Here is a 17,035-nt window from a genome sequence, read left to right as displayed (position 1 = left end):
TCATGATCAAGTCAGAAACTGCAAATGAACTCGCTCTGCAAAAGGATCGGCAGTATCTATGGCACAACATTACCCCTTACAGTGAATCCGCTCCGCCGATGATCGTGGAATCCGGGCAAGGCTCATGGGTAACGGATCTGAATGGGCAGCGCTATCTGGATGGTATGTCCGGCTTATGGTGCGTCAATGTCGGCTATGGACGTAAAGAACTGGCGGAAGCGGCGTATCATCAATTGCTGCAATTGCCTTATTTTCCACTAACACAAAGTCATCTACCCGCGATCCAGCTGGCGGAAAAGTTGAATGAATGGCTAGAAGGCGATTATGTGATCTTCTTTTCCAATAGCGGGTCAGAAGCGAATGAAGCGGCTTTTAAAATGGTGCGGCAATATTATCAGCAGATCGGACAGCATCATCGTCATAAATTCATCTCCCGCTATCGTGGGTATCACGGAAACTCCTTTGGCGCGCTGTCAGCGACCGGGCAAGCGCAGCGCAAGTACAAGTATGAACCGCTGGCAGGAGGCTTCCTGCACGTAGCGCCACCGGATAGCTATCGTCGTCCCGCCGGGCAATCGGTAGAGGCATTTAATCTGCAATGTGCGCAGGCGATTGAGGATATGATCGTCTGGGAAGGTGCGGAGACGATTGGTGCGGTCATTATGGAGCCTACGATTACCGGCGGGGGTGTCATTGTGCCGCATCGTGTCTATACGGATAAAGTGCAGGAGATTTGTCGTAAATATGGTGTATTGCTGATTATTGACGAGGTCATCTGCGGATTCGGGCGTTCCGGGCAAAAGTTCGGCCACCATAACTTCGGCATCAAGCCGGATATCGTTACGATGGCCAAAGGATTAACAAGCGGATATTTGCCGTTGTCAGCAACTGCGGTACGAAAGGATATTTATGAAGCATTCAAGGATTCGTCGGACGAGTATTCGCATTTTCGCCATGTGAATACGTTTGGCGGTAACCCGGCGGCATGTGCGTTGGCGCTGCGCAATCTGCAATTGATGGAAGAGGAGCAATTGGTCGAACGCTCGCGCGTATTGGGACAACGACTGCATAACGAGTTATCTCAATTATTGGAGCATCCACTCGTCGGCGATGTGCGCAGCTTCGGGCTGATGAGCGGCGTAGAACTGGTTGCCGACAAGGATACCCGTCAGCCTGCATCGCTCGATATTGTCAAAAGCGTCATCGCTGGCTGCAAGCGGCGCGGATTGATCATAGGTAAAAATGGCGATACGGTCGCAGGCTTCAACAATGTACTCACCTTTGCCCCGCCACTCTCGTCCACCGATGACGATCTGGACTTCCTGATCTCCACCTTCAAACATGTGATGAGTGAACATTAGGTAGCGCCAGCTTGTCCGGGTACAGCAGTTGGTAAGCACGCAGCGCCACTTGAATGGAAATGCGATTTTCCGGTGACATGAAATCTTCGCCCAGTAGCTCGGTTATTTTATCCAGTCGGTAGTATAGAGACTGGCGCACGATAAACAGCTTCTGGGCGGCGATTTGTTTGGAGCCGTCGTGATCTAGATAGACGCGCAATGTTAGCATCAACTCACTACCTCTGGATTCGTCATGATCGATGAGCGGACCGAGATAGTTGCGGACGAACGTTTGCAGCATTTTGCCATCATTGAGACTGAGTAGCAATTGATACACACCAAGCTCCTCATAAAAAAGCAACGAATGCTGTGAGCATGAGTGCATATACAATGCCTGCACCGCTTCCTGATAGCTGGTGGAGGCGTTTTTTAATGATTTGCCCAGCTTGCTAACGCCGATGATCAGATTGAGGTCTTTGAGCTTATCGTCTGAACGAATATGCTGCAAAGCATGCAGCGCCTGCTCCAGACGCGGCTTGGACGGCAAGCGAGATTGGCGATCCAGTGCGATCACAGTGAGTCGGTTATTTTTCAGTGTGATCAGTGGATGGAACATATATTTTTCAAGAATGGAGCGCAGCACGATTGACAGATGAAAGGTGATCGATTCCCATTCATTCTCCGAGCTATTCCAGCGGACATCCTGCGGATTCTCGATCTCAATCAGACAGACGCGGTAAGACAGCTCATTCATCAGATTAAAATCGGGTCCGACCAGCCCCTTGAGTCGGTTCTCATCTTCCAGTCGTCCGTTGATCAATTCTTCTACCCACAAATTCTCGGAAAAGAGGCGGCGTTCCTCCATATACCGAGTGCGCAGCAGTTCCTGAGCAATCGACAATGCCGCCGAATCGAGCAATAGACAATCATATTCCTGCGGACGATGTGGACAGACCATCATAATATATGCCCACGTCTGATCCAGTGCACCGACTGGCTTCATTACAAGCGTGCGTGTATCAAGCTGGCGAAAGTAGGGAGCCGCATCATGTGGCACACCATCCATCCCATCGTTAAACTGGGTAAACTGCTCCAGCAATTCCTGCTGACGCTCCGGTGATAGCGCCGGATAAAATAACGGTTTCCCATCCAGCTGCAAATAAACGAGCTGATGCGCAGTACTTCTATGCAGCAGTTGCAGCACTTTGCCAGTGCCTTGCGAACTGAGTGTCAGTCGGTTAAATTCACGCGAAATGCTCTCCAGCTCTTGCAACATCCGGTGGTGGCGATTGATGATAAGCGAATGCAGATCAAGCGTAATATCTACAAAGCGGACCGTCTTTGTAAATACGATCAAGGGAAAATCATGCTTATCTGCCAGCTTCACCATCGCTTCGGGAATATCGGGAAAGTAGTCGCCTAGCTCAATACAGAGACATGCTGCTTTCTTCTGAATCAGATTGTGCATAAAAGCTAGCGCCGATTCGGTGTCTGTATGAAAACCAAGCCCTGTTGTCAAAATCATCTCTTCCCCATGAATCAGACTCTCAAAGTTGGCGCTCTCCAGTACATGCACCCAGCGGATCGTGCGATGTAATCCTTGCGCTCCACCTGCCACCTGTGCTTCCGCGAACAATGGTCGTTGCAAAGCATCTTCCAGCGTAAACATGCGATGTCCATTCATTGTATGTTCCCCCCATCAATCGGAATGGTTCTCTCCTGCGTTCACAACCCCGTCAAAAAAGACACTTTTGAAATTAGACAGTCTGTCTAGTGTAATAAAACCGACAATTGACTATAGTTTGTATATCACATGTTAGAATATATAACTTATTTGATCCGTTATATATTTTATTTTCTCATTATAGGACATAAAGTGATTTTATGTGACGTTATTTATGACTATTTTTCATGAATTCATTTATAAATGTCATAATAAATAACATAAAAATCACTTTTCAGATTCATATTGTGTACAAGGGGGCTGACTGATGAACCATTCTTCACCTATTACCGCATTTTCACCGGATATGTTTATGCATAATTTTGCCGAGGCTGAACCGGGCTTATCGCGCAAAGGAGCGGTGGAAGAATCGAATCGCTGTCTCTACTGTTATGATGCACCTTGCATCAAGGCGTGTCCGACGAGTATTAATATCCCTTCTTTTATAAAAAGAATTGCAACAGATAATCTGCGCGGAGCCGCTACGACGATTATGGAATCGAATCCGGTGGGCGCCAGCTGCGCACGCGTATGTCCAACCGAAGAATTGTGCGAAGGTGCATGTGTATTGAACGATGCTTCTGCACCGATTCAGATCGGATTGTTGCAACGTTATGCGACAGACTGGGCAATTGCCAGCAATGCGGAGTTGTTCCAACCGGGACAACGTACAGGGTATAAAGTTGCGGTTGTTGGTGGCGGGCCTGCTGGTCTATCGGCAGCTCGTGAGCTAGCAAGAAAGGGATTTGACGTTGTAATTTATGAAGCGCGCGATCTGGCGGGCGGATTGGATACATACGGCATCGTCTCCTTCCGACTGCCACAATCCATCTCCTTATGGGAAGTGGAGCAAGTACAGAAACTGGGCGTAGAGATCAAAACGGGCGTCCGTGTCGGCACCGATATTAGCGCCGACGAATTGCTGGAGCAGTATGATGCCGTTGTACTGGCTGCTGGTATGGGCTATGTACCGCCAATCGGCATCGAGGGTGAACAGCTGGACGGTGTGTACGATGCGATCAAGCTGGTGGAACAGACCAAAACCGGTCTGCCCTCCGTTAATCTGATCGGTCAACATGTCGCTGTAATCGGTGCAGGCAATACGGCGATTGATGCTGCTACCTGCTCGGTTCGTCTCGGCGCTGCCAATGTAAAAATGATTTATCGTCGCACACGCGAGGAGATGACAGCATACGACTTTGAATATGAATTCGCCAAGCAGGAAGGCGTGGAATTCCGCTGGCTAACCTTGCCGAAGCGCATTGTTGGCGATGAGAGCGGTAAAGTGACCCATTTGGAATGTGTGCAGATGACGTTAACTGGCGAAACGGGCAAAGATGGACGACTCGTTCCGATGCCGGTTGCTGGTTCGGAATTTCTATTACCGGTTGATGCCGTCGTAACGGCGATTGGGCAGGAGCGGCAAAAAGGACTGATTGAACAATTCGGACTGCATCATGCGTGGGGCGTGGTGGAGGTAGACGATGTAACGTATCAAACATCCAATCCGAAAGTATATGCTGCCGGGGATATTATTTTCGGTTCTGGACGCGGTGAAGCAATGGTCGTATCCGCTGCCCAGCAAGGCAAGGATGCGGCACATGCGATCGTTCGTCAATTGTTGCCGCAGCAGGATCATGTGATCGGCTCAGCAGTGTAATCTTTGTCAACAACAAGGACCGTATGGAATGGCTTATACATGACTGGAGGGATTTCATTATGGCAGATTTGAGTATTGATCTTGCAGGTATCCGTTCGCCGAATCCGTTCTGGCTTGCTTCGGCGCCACCGACCAATACCGGCTATCAGGTGCAGCGCGCCTTTGAAGCGGGTTGGGGTGGTGCTGTCTGGAAAACGCTGGGCGATCCGATCATCAACACCTCTTCTCGCTTTGCGGCTGTTAGCTTTAACGGTCAACGGGTGGCAGGCTTTAACAATATCGAGCTGATTACTGATCGTCCGCTGGATGTGAATTTGAAGGAAATCTACGAAACGAAAAAGCGTTTCCCCAATCATGCGATTATCGCTTCGCTGATGGTGGAGCCGAATCAGGAGAAATGGCACGAGATCGTCAAGCGCGTGGAAGATGTCGGTGTGGATGGGCTGGAACTGAACTTCGGCTGTCCACATGGTATGGCAGAGCGCGGCATGGGTGCAGCATCCGGGCAGCAGCCCGATCTGGTCGAAAAACAAACCTACTGGGCAAAAGAGGTTGCGACCACTCCGGTTATCGTCAAGCTGACGCCCAATATTACAGATATTACGGTCGTTGCCCGCCATGCCGTTCGCGGTGGTGCGGATGCGATCAGCATGATCAATACGATCAACAGTCTCGCTGGCGTCGATATTCATACGTGGAATACGATTCCACACGTTGGCGGCCAGGGCGCGCATGGCGGTTACTGCGGTCCGGCAGTGAAGCCGATTGCGCTCAATATGGTTGCTGAATGTGCGCGTAATCCAGAGATCAATGTACCGATCTCGGGCATCGGTGGTATCGGTACGTGGCAGGATGTGGTCGAATTCATGCTAATGGGTTCTACAGGCATTCAGGTATGTACCGCTGCCATGCACCACGGCTTCCGCATTGTGGAGGATATGATCGACGGACTGAGCAATTATTTGGATGAAAAAGGATTGTCATCGGTATCCGAACTAGTCGGACGCTCGGTGCAGAAATATTCCAACTGGGGCGATCTGAACCTCAACTATCAAGTCGTTGCCCGTATCAATCAGGACAACTGTATCAATTGCAACAAATGCCATATTGCGTGCGAAGATTCGTCGCATCAATGTATCGATATGCTGACCAATGCCGAAGGTAAGAGCATCGTGCAGGTACGTGAAGAAGATTGCGTTGGCTGTAATCTCTGCTCGATCGTCTGTCCAGTTGATGATGCGATTGATATGGTTGCTATCGATAGTGGCTTGCCGCCGATGACGTGGAACGAACGTCAACGCACGATTGCCTCGCTCAACGATTCTCACACCGTGGAGGTTATATGATGAAAAAAATCATCAAAAACGGAACTATTGTTACCGCAGCCGAAACGTATACTGCCGATATGATGATCGAGAACGGTATCATCACCACCATTGCTGTACAGCTGGATGCGCCGGACGCCGAGATCATCGACGCTTCCGGCTGTTACATTTTTCCCGGCGGCATTGATCCGCATACTCATCTGGATATGCCGTTTGGCGGAACGACCACTGTGGACGATTTTGAATCTGGTACAAAAGCAGCTGCTTTCGGCGGTACCACGACCATTATCGATTTCTGTCTGACCAATAAAGGCAAAAGTCTGCAAAGTGCTGTCGATACGTGGCACACCAAATCGCAGGATAAAGCGGTGATTGATTACAGCTTCCATCTGATGATCTCCGAGATCAATGACGATGTGCTGACCGAATTACCAGTCATCATGGAACATGAAGGCATCACATCATTCAAAGTATTCATGGCGTACAAAAACAGCTTTCAAGCGGATGACGGTACCCTGTATAAAACACTGCAAACCGCGCGCCGCGAAGGCGCACTCGTTATGGTACATGCCGAAAATGGCGATGTGATCGAATTCCTGATCGAGCAGGCGCTTGCTGCCAGACAGACCGACCCGATCTACCATGCACTCACTCGCCCACCAGAGCTGGAAGGCGAAGCAACCGGACGCGCAATTTCCTTAACTGGACTAACCGATTCGCAGCTATATGTTGTGCATGTGACCTGCGCCGATGCTGCGCTGAAAATCGCCGAAGGACGCAAGCAAGGGCTGCGCATCTACGGCGAAACCTGTCCGCAATATCTCGTACTGGATCAGACCGATCTGGAAAAGCCGGACTTTGAAGGTGCCAAATATGTCTGGTCGCCACCGCTGCGGGAAAAATGGAATCAGGATGTGCTGTGGGATTGTCTGTGGAATGGCAGTCTGCAAACGATCGGCTCAGATCAATGCTCCTTTGACTTCAAAGGACAAAAGGAACTGGGACGCGGCGACTTTTCCAAAATCCCAAATGGTGGTCCGATCATTGAAGATCGCTTCAGTATCCTCTATTCCGAGGGCGTTGCCAAAGGTCGTATTTCACTCAATCAATTTGTATCCATGGTCTCGACGACCAGCGCCAAGCTGTTCGGTATGTTCCCGCAAAAGGGCACACTGTCGATCGGCAGCGATGCGGATATCGTCATTTTCGACCCGACTGTGAAGCGGACGCTGTCTGCTGCCACGCATCATATGAAGGTAGATTACAGCGCCTTCGAAGGCATGGAAGTGACTGGCGAGCCGGTGTCAGTATTAAGCCGCGGTGAATTTGTGATTCGCGATAAGACATTTGTTGGCACACCGGGTAGCGGACAATATTTACACCGGAATCGCTTTGAAGCACCTGCCACAACTGAGCTGAAGACGATGCCGGAAACAGAACTGAGCGGAGGGGTGATCTGATGTCTACTTTTGCCGAGTTTGAAAAGGAAAAGATGCAGATCGACGAAGTGATGGCACAGGGATATATGGTACTCGCTATCCGTGAAACTCTGGACGGTGCGATGATCCTGTTTGCCCGCAATGGTAACTCTAAGGAAAGCACCCAGCTGCAACTGCTGACTGCCGATGCGCGCAAGTATGTGACCAGCCTGTTATTTGGCAAAAAAGATCAGGCGCAGTCGGGGTAAGAACGCTTGCCACTTACCGACTACTGACAACAGGCTGCGATATCATATGGAGATCATGCTTTACACTCGCCGAATTATCTTTTTTGCTTCTTGCAAATGGTCATTCCTTCTACCGTAACATGCTCGTTTGAATGATGTTGTACCACCCGGATTCCCTTACATGTCTTGTCCGATTGGTCGTTCGCTTGTGTCATGCCCCCAACATGAACAAGCGCACCAAATCGGGCTTTTTTCATGTTGATGCAATGAATTTGGCTGAAACCGTAACCATTTACAGGTTCATCCCGTCTATACATACAAGGCGTGTTGTCCTATGCTTATCCACGATTCCAATACGAAGGAGTGTATCAACATGGAAACCAACCGCAAAATCATGACGCTGACTGCAACTGTACTACTAGGATTGTTGCTCGGTGCCTGTAGCGATACCGCCAGCAACAGTGCAGCGCCGCAATCGGAAACAACACCAGCTACAACGACTGAAACAACGTCTCCAGAAACTAACTCTGGCACTGGCGATGCCCCTGCTACTAATGAAAGTACAGACACGCCGGCATCTACGGACAATGAAAGTTCAACTAGCTCCGGTACTGCCGGTTCTATGGACAACCGCCCGGAATCTCAATCGTTTGAACTGATGGCAACCGGTGAACTGAAGAAATACCCTGCCACTTTGAAAAAAGGAAGCAGTTATTCCTTGTATGTATTTGACGGATTTACTTTTGACAGCAGTGCCAATCAATTGATGCTGACGGATAAGCCCAAAAACACAGCAACCATCGAGCCTTTGCCAGCCGATTTCAATCTGGATGAGCTACGCAAACAAGGTAAAGCCGAGCTGCAAAAATATGGCGAAGTCAAGGAATACAGCGGCGATCAGCTGGCTGAAAGTCCGATGAGTCAGGCTCGTCTATTGTTACAGGTAAGCAATGAGAAAGGCACGTACAACTATATCGTTTGGGAACCCGAAGGCGAGAACGGTTATATTTTCCACACGATGATTCCTGAAAGTGAAGATGCCGGTACGATTGGACTGCAACTCTCCACTTCACTGTCTACCGTTAAAGCAGAGTAATAAGAGCACTATTCGAGTAAACCAAAACAGACCATGCTACGATCAGATGGTCTGTTTTATATGGAAATATTTATTTTTTAAAACAAATATTTCTGTAATTGAATTATGCTACTATGAAGTCGAGCCCATTACATAAGCATTTCTCCACATTCCCGGGTATCAACATGAAGGAGGTTTCATTTATGAATCATTTTGAACGCTCGCTTCGTCTGTTTGTGTTGTTGGGGATTTTGTCGGTAGTTGCATTATCACCTTCGCTTGCTACTGCTCAACAATCTGCGGTGACCAATAAAACGGGATGGGATTCTTGTTTGGTTCCAGATTTCAGAGTGTCTCCCAAATTTGCAGGCGAACTGAAAGGGAATTTTCTATTAACGTCTCAATCTCCCGTTTATTACAGTCCTACATTCAATACCGACGATAGTGTAAATCTTCACTTTTCTCATCAACTTAGAGATAACGAGTATATGATTATTTCACTCGAATATCATAATGGTGAGAAAGACAAATGGGAGCCTGAATCTGTTCGAATCATAGAAGGCAGAACGTTGGAGGATTGGGAGTCCCCGCACTGTTTTGGAGATTCGTTACCAGCTTCTCACGAAGGTATTCACCGTGTTGTTCTCTCTACAACGAGCGAGTATGAAGGATCTACTTATCAGATTATCTACACTACACACTAAAATCATTTCTCATACGCAGTGTCCAGTTCAATAATATTCCGATCCGGGTCTAAAATATATATCTGAGCAAATCCCGCCACACTATTCGGTCTTGCTTCATAATACACACCCTGCGCATCCAGCCATTCCAGCGTTCCGCGATAACTTCCCACCCAGATCGCCACATGCCCATCTGTCGAATCAATCCCGCCGTTGCGTAGCGTCTCTCCTTGCGGCTGTTGTATCAAATGTAGCTGCTGACTGCCCAACGCATACCAGATCCCGACCGAATCAAACGGTGGACGCTGTATCTCCTGTAATTGCAGCACATCTGAATAAAACTGCCGCGACACTTCTATATCGCGCACCGCCAAACTGGCATGATGAATGTATTGAAAATCGATCATCTCGTCATCTCCATTTTCAAAAGGATTGTAGTGCTTACGGATACTCCACCGTTCCTTTAACTACCACATGTCTGCCCTTGCGGTCTTCCAGTACACGAACAGGGACATGGATGCCCTCCTGAAATCGGGAACGGTGGATGCTGTATACCGTCACAACTGCCGTCGCTTCAAACGGTAGCTGGGTCGGCTTCTCAATACGCATGTGGATTGCCAGCTCGGGCTGTCCAGAGCGATAATTGCCCGTAGGTGTCAAATCCAAAATCAGTCCGCGCGCCGCATATCCTTCCTGCACAATACGCTCGGTCAGATTCCCCCGCCGCTGTAATGCCGGCAGCACAATAATCGCCAGCGCGAATAGCACCAGCAGCCCGGCGCAGCAGAGCACGAGTATGAGCGGAGTCATCTTCTTCCCTCCTATCGACAGTCAATCGTATTCATCCATTCCTGTACATCTTCCTCAATCCAGCCGCTGAATCTCAAAGCTGGAAAAGGTCGTTTCAAATCCGCGATCCATCGGACTCGCTGTATACATGCCTACACGCAGCAATTGCCCTGCCGAACAATCCAGATGAGCGATGCGCAGCTGCTCCCACTCTTGCTCTGCCGCACTTCGGAAATACACGAAAAAGTCCTCCCCTTCCCTCTTCACCCGAAAGAACAGCCGCCCTGCAAAAACCTGCGACTCCATATTACGTGTCGACCAGTCCGAGAATCCCAAGCGCGTCACGACCGCGCCCAGATGACATGGTCCATCCGGTATGTATTCAATCGACGTCTTCAGCCAGTTGTCCCGGTCAATGCCAATAAACAGCCCCGACTGGTCAAACGTGCTCTGCGGCTTCATACTCAGCTCCACCGTCACGTCAAAATCGCCCTTGATCTCATCATACAGCACATGCCCGTTATATCGTTCAAATCCATAATGTGTTTTCAGCCAAAAGTCGCTGTCTGGTAGACTGCGCACGATCAATTGCCCATCCTGCACCTGCTGACTTTCCGGCGGAAACATAGTCAGCAACCGATCTACATGCTGCGGAATATATTGCATAATCTCACCTCATTTATTTGTGCTTACGATGTAGTTACTATGTATATTAACCGATGTGACACCTTTCAAAAAAGCACGAAAAAGGGTATCTTAGATATAGACTGGAAACAGCCAAGCGCTGCATTTCCAAAAAACGAGTTAAAGGTGTGTCATACGTGCGAATCAATAAATATATTAGCGAGTCTGGAGCGACTTCCCGCCGTGGTGCGGATAAATGGATTAACGAAGGCAAAGTAACGATCAACGGTGTCATTGCCGAACTCGGCAGTCAGGTACAGCCTGGCGACGATGTGCGCTACAATGGCAAAACAATCGGTGCCGAGCAGAAAAAAGAGCATGTGTATATCGCGCTCAACAAACCAGTCGGCATTACGAGTACGACCGAGCGACATATCAAAGGAAATATCGTCGATTTTGTCAATCATCCGCTGCGCATTTTCCATATTGGGCGACTGGACAAGGATTCCGACGGATTAATCCTGTTGACGAATGACGGCGATATCGTTAACGAGATTTTGCGTGCGGAGAACAAGCATGAGAAGGAATATATCGTGACCGTGGATCGTCCGCTCACGCCATCATTTCTGAACAAAATGGCATCCGGTGTAGAGATTCTGGATACGGTCACTCTTCCTTGCAAAGTGACTCAGCAATCCAGATATGTATTCAAAATTATTCTAACGCAAGGCTTGAACCGCCAGATTCGCCGGATGTGTTCGGCGCTTGGGTATGAAGTGCACGGACTGCGTCGCACGCGGATTATGAATATCCGTCTCGGCAGTCTGCCGATCGGTAAGTGGCGTGATCTGACGGACAAGGAACGAGAGCAGCTGTTCAGCGATCTGGATTATACGCCGCGCCCGTTGTAAAGTGTATTGCTAGATCATACGGCAATATCGGACAATCGCGAATGAATGAGCCGCTGTCTGCTATTTCAAAGCACCTTCTTCAAAACTACTATTTCAAATCCAATCTCCAATTTTGCTTTTCTAAAAGGACTAGCGATTCTCAAAATGAATCAAAATCAGCTATATGAACACCCGGTATCTCAATACCAGCTCTATCAACTACAGCTACAAGAATATACACGAAAAAAGCTGCTTTCCCTTTGAGGAAGGCAGCTTTTGTTATACGGCTAGTCGTAAAGCAGGGCTTGCTATTGTAGATGCTCGGCGACTGCCCATTGGCTACAAAGCAGGCACTTATTTGTAGAACACTTTCTCCATGTTATAGCGTGCTTGCAGGCTGTTGATGATATACGTTTCATAAATCTCACGCTCGGTCGCATCCTCAACTACACAAACGTCGATCCGCGTCACTTCGTCGCGATGGTTCTTGATCGGCGATACCGTATCTTCAAAATGCTTCTTGATGCGCGGTCTGAGCTTGCGCGCTTTGCCGACGAACAGCAGTTCATCCTGCTCGTTGTAGAACATGTAAATGCCGCCCTTTTCGCGGGTAATCAGATGAAAATCAGTAAATCCATAAATATGGCTGAGTTGCGGATTGCTTTGCTTGGTGATCGATACATCCGCTTCGGGAATCGTAATTTGAATCAAGTGGTGGTCACTTCCTTTTTCAATATAGGTGTTCATCCTATCACAAATAATCGTGAATAGATACGGGTATAATGCGCATTCACTTCACATATCCATGCAATCGTACTTCACCGGAAATGTATTCGCCGAGATAAATGTCGCTTAGCCCGCTAAAGTTATTCTCCCGCACACGTTCATGCAGCCAGTCCATATCCTTGTTGATCAGATCCAGCACATCCTGATTCGCCTGTCCGTCCACGATGATCGGATAACGGATCGTCTCATCACCGTATTGAATGACAGAGATCTGTCCATTTTGCTCCAACATCGCACGCTTGACCGTTTGAATCTCGTAAATACCGTTGGAGCGTAACTTGAACATCAGCTCATTGGCAGACATGCCGCAGCGCAGACATTCGCCCACATCCACCTTGCCGTTGGCGATCAACGTGACTGGTCTACCGTCGACGATGCGTTTGACATGACGATTGTGCTCCTTCAAAAATTTAATAATGAACACCAGCAACGTCCAAATAATGAGTACGAGGAAAAATTGCAGTGGCGTAACCGCTTCATTGTAAATAACACCGCCGATAATGCCACCGAGCACATAATTCTGCACCTGATCCATCGCCGACGTCGGAGCCAGGTTGCCCTTGCCCATCAGATTGATCTGAAAAATCAGGCAGAGAATGCCCAGCGCGAGTTTGATAATAACGGGATAGTACGTTTCCATATGGGGCGTGTCTCCTCTACTTGTTTACTTGTCGACAAGTTTGATGTCGGGATTGACCAGATGCACTTCCTGCAATGTATAGGCGCTCATGTCCGAGTTGAATCGGACGGAATAGTAGGTATCTGTCGTTTTGACGATGATGCCGTCGCTGAGTGTAGTTGCGTTGACGCTGAGCGTTGTTTCGTCGAGACTCTGATCCTTGGCGAGTTGGTGCATGAACTGAACCATTTGCGAGTATTTGGAATAAGTGCTCTGGTCTTGGGTATAGTCGGAGTACTGCACGCCGAGTAGGAAGACGATCACCAGCAGTAGGATGATACTGAGGTCGCGGTACTTGGTCTGGATGCGGTGGCGCAGGTAGAGGGAGAATACGACCAATAAGATGATGAGCGCGACGAAGATGAAGATGTATTTGAGGTAGAGATTGATGGTGGATTGTCCCTCTAGGTAGGTGATGGTGTAGAAGTTCACGGGTGTGCTCCTTTCTTGGGTTGCGAAACATAGGAATACGGTTAGCTACTTTTCATCTTTTGGAGAAGCTCCTCTGCTTTGTGATCCTTTTTGATTTCATGCAATTCGGAACGATTCATTTCGTTCCACGATTCCAGAATCATTCGCGGTTCTGCTTCAATTCTGTTTTTGATGGCTGCAATATCGTCCTTTTGTAAGCACTTTATGATGGCGATTAAATCATCGCGATCCAGTAGCTTCACATGATTAATACCAGCTAATGTTTCACATGAATCTGTAAATGTAGATGTGGTGATGACCATTGATTTTTTCGCTTTGTAATATCGCATACAGGAAAATGCTTCTTGAACCGCGCCAATTCCGACCTTATTTTCTGGAGAGTAACGTTTAGCCTGAATGACATTTCGAATACCTTCGCGATCTGTAAACACCACATCTGCACCGAAATCGCGACTTCCTACCGTTTTATACACACCAGCATATCCTAACTTCACAAATAGTCTGTACAAATATATCTCAAACTCGGAACCATCTTTCATTTGATCAATATGCTCTATCGTGATTTTTTTCAAATCATGGCTTTCTGCTATGGATCGAATGTCTTTAGCTTTATGTTTTGTTTTTGAACCCTTTACTATTAGATATACGACTGTACCGACTATGAGAATGGCTACAATAATTAAAACTGATATCATTTCCAAACAATTAACCTCCACTTTTTATCTTGCTTATGATTATGAATCTTATGGACTATCTCAATAAAGAATAATAGTGAAATAATACCATGTATTCTATATATTTAGAACGTTCGTTGAGTAATTCGACGAATCACATTGTAATAATAATCAATAAAGAACTACCTTTCATATAGAGCTTCATTTTTGTATGTAGGCGATCAATCCCAGTATCTACCCATATCATTCTATATCCTTTCTATTTACCGTATATTCTGCGAGTACTTTCAATTCTTTGGCACGCAAAATCAAAAAACGAGTCATGTAACTTTTCAGGAATAAATGATCTGCTATTCTACCTAGTACTCCAAGTGGAGACTTGTACTCAAAATAATCCTTCATAATCGTACCTGTACCTTGCTCAACAAACTCATGCGTGTGCTTGAACGAATGAAATGCACCTTTGACCATAATATCCACAAAGACATGCGGCGGATGCATCTGTATAATCTTTGCGGTCAATTGCTGCTTGATGCCAAAATGGACAGCTTCCCATGTTACTTCGTCTCCATTTTCTAGATAACCGCTTGTCTTTCCAGCGACTGCTTTCTCACCTGTGCTTGCTGTAGTTTGCGTATGAATATCAACATTTCGGGCGAGATCGAAGCAACGTTGGATTGAAGCTTCAATATAGATTTCGTGAACGATGATCGGCATATATAGCTTCCTCTTTCTTGAATAATGATACAAAAAGCAGCCTGATCAACGACCAGACTGCTTTTTACAAACGTACAACTATTTAAATCCTACTCCCACTCAATCGTTGCTGGCGGTTTCGAGGTAATATCATACACAATGCGGTTCACGTTATCCACTTCATTAACAATCCGCACCGAAATCTTCTCCAGCACATCCCACGGAATACGTGCCCAGTCCGCAGTCATACCATCAATCGAAGTTACCGCGCGAATACCTACCGTATAGGAATACGTACGCGCATCACCCATAACACCAACGCTCTTCATGTTCGGCAGCGCTGTGAAGTACTGCCAGATTTCGCTTTCCAGACCTGCCTTCGCGATTTCTTCGCGCAGGATGTAGTCGGAGTCGCGGACGATGGTCAGTTTGTCTTCAGTTACTTCACCCAATACGCGAATCGCCAGACCCGGACCTGGGAACGGTTGACGCCATACGATGGCGCGTGGCAGACCGCATTCTTCGCCGACTTTACGAACTTCGTCTTTGAAGAGGGTTTTCAACGGCTCTACGAGTTCAAAGTCCATATCTTCCGGCAGACCGCCGACGTTATGGTGAGATTTGATCGTTTGCGCTGTTGCTGTACCGCTCTCGACGATATCGGTGTACAGTGTACCTTGTGCCAAGAAAGCAAAGTCGCCCAGTTTTTTGGATTCTTCGTCAAATACATAGATAAACTCGTTACCGATGATTTTACGTTTCTTCTCTGGATCGTCTACGCCTGCCAGTTTGGACAGGAAGCGCTCTTGTGCGTCGATTTTGACAACTTTCATATCGAATTTACCGACAAATGTCTCCATCACGCTCTCGGCTTCGCCTTTGCGCAGCAGGCCGTGGTCGATGAACATACAAGTCAATTGGTCGCCGATCGCTTTGTGCAGCAGGATCGCTACGACGGAAGAATCGACGCCGCCGCTCAGTGCGCACAGTACGTTTTTGTTACCGACTTGTTTGCGGATATCTTCGATTGTATCGTCGATGAACGTCTGCATGCTCCACTCGCCGTGACATTGACAGACTTCATATAAGAAGTTGCGGATCATTTCGTTACCGAATACGGAGTGACGCACTTCCGGGTGGAATTGGACAGCATACAACTGACGCGCTTCGTTGCTCATCGCCGCGATTGGTGCGGACTCGGTGCTGGCATCCAGCACAAAGCCTTCCGGCAGACCGACTACGTGGTCACCGTGACTCATCCAGACGGTGTGACTGCTTTCCATGCCTTTGTTCAGTACGCAATGCGCCATGAAATCCACATCGGATTTGCCGTATTCGCGTTTTGCGGAACGTTCTACTTTACCGGACAATTGTTGAGCCATTAACTGCATACCGTAACAGATACCGAAGATTGGCACATTCAGATCATAGATAGCCGGGTCCACATGCGGTGCATCTTCCGCATACACGCTGGATGGACCACCGGAGAACACGATCCCTTTCGGGTTCAGTTCGCGGATTTGTTCAACAGGAGTATTAAAAGGTAAAAGTTCGCTGTATACGCCAAGGTCGCGGATACGTCTTGCAATCAACTGATTATATTGTCCACCAAAATCAAGGACAACGATTATTTCATTTGGACTGTTCATTCATGTGCCTCCCACTTTTCAATGAGTCTAATTATACCTACCCGCAAAAGAGACCGTCAAGGCTTGTCGTACTTAGAATTGCTCATTTTTCAGATGATTTCATTGTTTTTTCATAACAGATAAATAAGAAGCGCGGATATCGCAGGAACATCTGGCTGGAAGGGAGCATTGTATCGAAGGAGGTCGATTCAAACGAGCAGGCTGCCCGACCTGGTTCTTACGTACATTATTGAAATGCAATCACTCCCATGAACCGGTAGTCATCTCTGTTCTGTTACCAAACGTTCCATCGGATATCATAAACCGTTATGATAAGATTCTAGCGTTTGGAAGAATACACGTAT

General features: G+C 47.7%; 18 protein-coding genes. 8 read left to right on the top strand and 10 right to left on the bottom strand.

Going from position 1 to position 17,035, the window contains the following annotated elements; all coding sequences use genetic code 11:
• Positions 1-2: 2 nt before the first annotated feature.
• Complete coding sequence (locus ACE3MZ_RS02970; protein ID WP_411345066.1) at positions 3-1,361, top strand: aspartate aminotransferase family protein; 1,359 nt, start codon at positions 3-5, stop codon at positions 1,359-1,361.
• On the opposite strand, the gene ACE3MZ_RS02965 is transcribed toward ACE3MZ_RS02970, so the two are convergent.
• Entirely contained in the window at positions 1,336-3,024 is a 1,689-nt protein-coding gene (locus tag ACE3MZ_RS02965) for a PucR family transcriptional regulator (protein ID WP_411345065.1), read from the bottom strand. The two genes, ACE3MZ_RS02970 and ACE3MZ_RS02965, sit on opposite strands and share 26 nt — an antisense overlap.
• Positions 3,025-3,331: 307 nt before the next feature.
• Here ACE3MZ_RS02965 and ACE3MZ_RS02960 point away from each other — a divergent pair, with 307 nt between their 5' ends.
• The 6 genes from ACE3MZ_RS02960 to ACE3MZ_RS02935 all read left to right on the top strand — a co-directional run bounded on the left by ACE3MZ_RS02960 (position 3,332) and on the right by ACE3MZ_RS02935 (position 9,493).
• Positions 3,332-4,723, top strand: coding sequence for an NAD(P)-dependent oxidoreductase (locus ACE3MZ_RS02960; protein WP_411345064.1), 1,392 nt, complete (start codon positions 3,332-3,334; stop codon positions 4,721-4,723).
• 59 nt (positions 4,724-4,782) lie between these two features.
• Positions 4,783-6,069, top strand: coding sequence for an NAD-dependent dihydropyrimidine dehydrogenase subunit PreA (gene preA / locus ACE3MZ_RS02955; protein WP_411345063.1), 1,287 nt, complete (start codon positions 4,783-4,785; stop codon positions 6,067-6,069).
• The gene (gene hydA, locus ACE3MZ_RS02950) at positions 6,069-7,508 is read left to right on the top strand and encodes a dihydropyrimidinase (RefSeq protein ID WP_411346681.1); all 1,440 of its coding nucleotides are present in this window, start codon (positions 6,069-6,071) and stop codon (positions 7,506-7,508) included. The genes preA and hydA overlap by 1 nt, the downstream gene beginning before the upstream one ends.
• Positions 7,508-7,735, top strand: a complete 228-nt coding sequence (locus tag ACE3MZ_RS02945; RefSeq protein ID WP_411345062.1) for a hypothetical protein — start codon at positions 7,508-7,510, stop codon at positions 7,733-7,735. Before hydA ends, ACE3MZ_RS02945 begins: the two co-directional genes overlap by 1 nt.
• 352 nt (positions 7,736-8,087) lie before the next feature.
• Positions 8,088-8,810: a hypothetical protein gene (locus ACE3MZ_RS02940; protein WP_411345061.1), complete on the top strand. Its 723-nt coding sequence runs from the start codon at positions 8,088-8,090 to the stop codon at positions 8,808-8,810.
• 182 nt (positions 8,811-8,992) lie between these two features.
• On the top strand, positions 8,993-9,493 hold the full coding sequence (locus ACE3MZ_RS02935; RefSeq protein ID WP_411345060.1) for a hypothetical protein: 501 nt from the start codon (positions 8,993-8,995) through the stop codon (positions 9,491-9,493).
• A 2-nt stretch (positions 9,494-9,495) separates the two neighbouring features.
• Here ACE3MZ_RS02935 and ACE3MZ_RS02930 read toward each other — a convergent pair whose 3' ends face one another.
• The 3 genes from ACE3MZ_RS02930 to ACE3MZ_RS02920 are packed head-to-tail and all read right to left on the bottom strand — an operon-like array spanning position 9,496 to position 10,927.
• A complete protein-coding gene (locus ACE3MZ_RS02930; protein WP_411345059.1) occupies positions 9,496-9,879 on the bottom strand; it encodes a VOC family protein in 384 nt (127 codons plus the stop codon).
• A gap of 34 nt (positions 9,880-9,913) precedes the next feature.
• Positions 9,914-10,282 carry a hypothetical protein gene (locus ACE3MZ_RS02925; protein WP_411345058.1) on the bottom strand — a complete coding sequence of 123 codons (369 nt, stop codon included), beginning with the start codon at positions 10,280-10,282 and terminating at the stop codon, positions 9,914-9,916.
• A 54-nt stretch (positions 10,283-10,336) separates the two neighbouring features.
• On the bottom strand, positions 10,337-10,927 hold the full coding sequence (locus ACE3MZ_RS02920) for a DUF1349 domain-containing protein (RefSeq protein WP_411345057.1): 591 nt from the start codon (positions 10,925-10,927) through the stop codon (positions 10,337-10,339).
• Between the two features lie 155 nt (positions 10,928-11,082).
• On the opposite strand from ACE3MZ_RS02920, the gene rluF reads away from it, so the two are divergent.
• The gene (rluF, locus tag ACE3MZ_RS02915; RefSeq protein WP_411345056.1) at positions 11,083-11,796 is read left to right on the top strand and encodes a 23S rRNA pseudouridine(2604) synthase RluF; all 714 of its coding nucleotides are present in this window, start codon (positions 11,083-11,085) and stop codon (positions 11,794-11,796) included.
• A 333-nt stretch (positions 11,797-12,129) separates the two neighbouring features.
• Here the strand turns inward: rluF and ACE3MZ_RS02910 are convergent, their stop codons facing one another.
• The 6 genes from ACE3MZ_RS02910 to guaA form a co-directional block, all read right to left on the bottom strand.
• The gene (locus ACE3MZ_RS02910) at positions 12,130-12,486 is read right to left on the bottom strand and encodes a nucleotide excision repair endonuclease (RefSeq protein ID WP_411345055.1); all 357 of its coding nucleotides are present in this window, start codon (positions 12,484-12,486) and stop codon (positions 12,130-12,132) included.
• 79 nt (positions 12,487-12,565) lie between these two features.
• On the bottom strand, positions 12,566-13,201 hold the full coding sequence (locus tag ACE3MZ_RS02905; RefSeq protein WP_411345054.1) for a DUF421 domain-containing protein: 636 nt from the start codon (positions 13,199-13,201) through the stop codon (positions 12,566-12,568).
• Between the two features lie 24 nt (positions 13,202-13,225).
• Positions 13,226-13,672, bottom strand: coding sequence for a DUF3290 domain-containing protein (locus ACE3MZ_RS02900; protein ID WP_411345053.1), 447 nt, complete (start codon positions 13,670-13,672; stop codon positions 13,226-13,228).
• A gap of 41 nt (positions 13,673-13,713) precedes the next feature.
• Positions 13,714-14,367, bottom strand: coding sequence for a restriction endonuclease (locus ACE3MZ_RS02895; protein WP_411346680.1), 654 nt, complete (start codon positions 14,365-14,367; stop codon positions 13,714-13,716).
• A gap of 222 nt (positions 14,368-14,589) precedes the next feature.
• Positions 14,590-15,063 (bottom strand): SRPBCC family protein, encoded by a 474-nt coding sequence (locus ACE3MZ_RS02890; RefSeq protein ID WP_411345052.1) that lies wholly within the window; start codon positions 15,061-15,063, stop codon positions 14,590-14,592.
• 89 nt (positions 15,064-15,152) lie between these two features.
• Complete coding sequence (gene guaA, locus ACE3MZ_RS02885) at positions 15,153-16,691, bottom strand: glutamine-hydrolyzing GMP synthase (protein ID WP_411345051.1); 1,539 nt, start codon at positions 16,689-16,691, stop codon at positions 15,153-15,155.
• Positions 16,692-17,035 lie beyond the last annotated feature (344 nt).

The sequence above is a fragment of the Paenibacillus sp. WLX1005 genome, assembly GCF_046603685.1.
Lineage (GTDB): Bacteria > Bacillota > Bacilli > Paenibacillales > Paenibacillaceae > Saccharibacillus.
This window is presented reverse-complemented; position numbering and strand designations above follow the sequence as displayed.

What these genes read in the sequence shown, in the direction of transcription:
- ACE3MZ_RS02945 (WP_411345062.1), top strand. Translation starts at nt 7,508, where the DNA reads ATGTCTACTTTTGCCGAGTTTGAAAAGGAAAAGATGCAGATCGACGAA.
- preA (WP_411345063.1), top strand. Translation starts at nt 4,783, where the DNA reads ATGGCAGATTTGAGTATTGATCTTGCAGGTATCCGTTCGCCGAATCCG.
- hydA (WP_411346681.1), top strand. Translation starts at nt 6,069, where the DNA reads ATGAAAAAAATCATCAAAAACGGAACTATTGTTACCGCAGCCGAAACG.
- ACE3MZ_RS02905 (WP_411345054.1), bottom strand. Translation starts at nt 13,201, where the DNA reads ATGGAAACGTACTATCCCGTTATTATCAAACTCGCGCTGGGCATTCTC.
- ACE3MZ_RS02935 (WP_411345060.1), top strand. Translation starts at nt 8,993, where the DNA reads ATGAATCATTTTGAACGCTCGCTTCGTCTGTTTGTGTTGTTGGGGATT.
- ACE3MZ_RS02890 (WP_411345052.1), bottom strand. Translation starts at nt 15,063, where the DNA reads ATGCCGATCATCGTTCACGAAATCTATATTGAAGCTTCAATCCAACGT.
- ACE3MZ_RS02940 (WP_411345061.1), top strand. Translation starts at nt 8,088, where the DNA reads ATGGAAACCAACCGCAAAATCATGACGCTGACTGCAACTGTACTACTA.
- ACE3MZ_RS02930 (WP_411345059.1), bottom strand. Translation starts at nt 9,879, where the DNA reads ATGATCGATTTTCAATACATTCATCATGCCAGTTTGGCGGTGCGCGAT.
- ACE3MZ_RS02925 (WP_411345058.1), bottom strand. Translation starts at nt 10,282, where the DNA reads ATGACTCCGCTCATACTCGTGCTCTGCTGCGCCGGGCTGCTGGTGCTA.
- ACE3MZ_RS02970 (WP_411345066.1), top strand. Translation starts at nt 3, where the DNA reads ATGATCAAGTCAGAAACTGCAAATGAACTCGCTCTGCAAAAGGATCGG.
- guaA (WP_411345051.1), bottom strand. Translation starts at nt 16,691, where the DNA reads ATGAACAGTCCAAATGAAATAATCGTTGTCCTTGATTTTGGTGGACAA.
- ACE3MZ_RS02960 (WP_411345064.1), top strand. Translation starts at nt 3,332, where the DNA reads ATGAACCATTCTTCACCTATTACCGCATTTTCACCGGATATGTTTATG.
- ACE3MZ_RS02965 (WP_411345065.1), bottom strand. Translation starts at nt 3,024, where the DNA reads ATGAATGGACATCGCATGTTTACGCTGGAAGATGCTTTGCAACGACCA.
- ACE3MZ_RS02895 (WP_411346680.1), bottom strand. Translation starts at nt 14,367, where the DNA reads ATGATATCAGTTTTAATTATTGTAGCCATTCTCATAGTCGGTACAGTC.
- ACE3MZ_RS02920 (WP_411345057.1), bottom strand. Translation starts at nt 10,927, where the DNA reads ATGCAATATATTCCGCAGCATGTAGATCGGTTGCTGACTATGTTTCCG.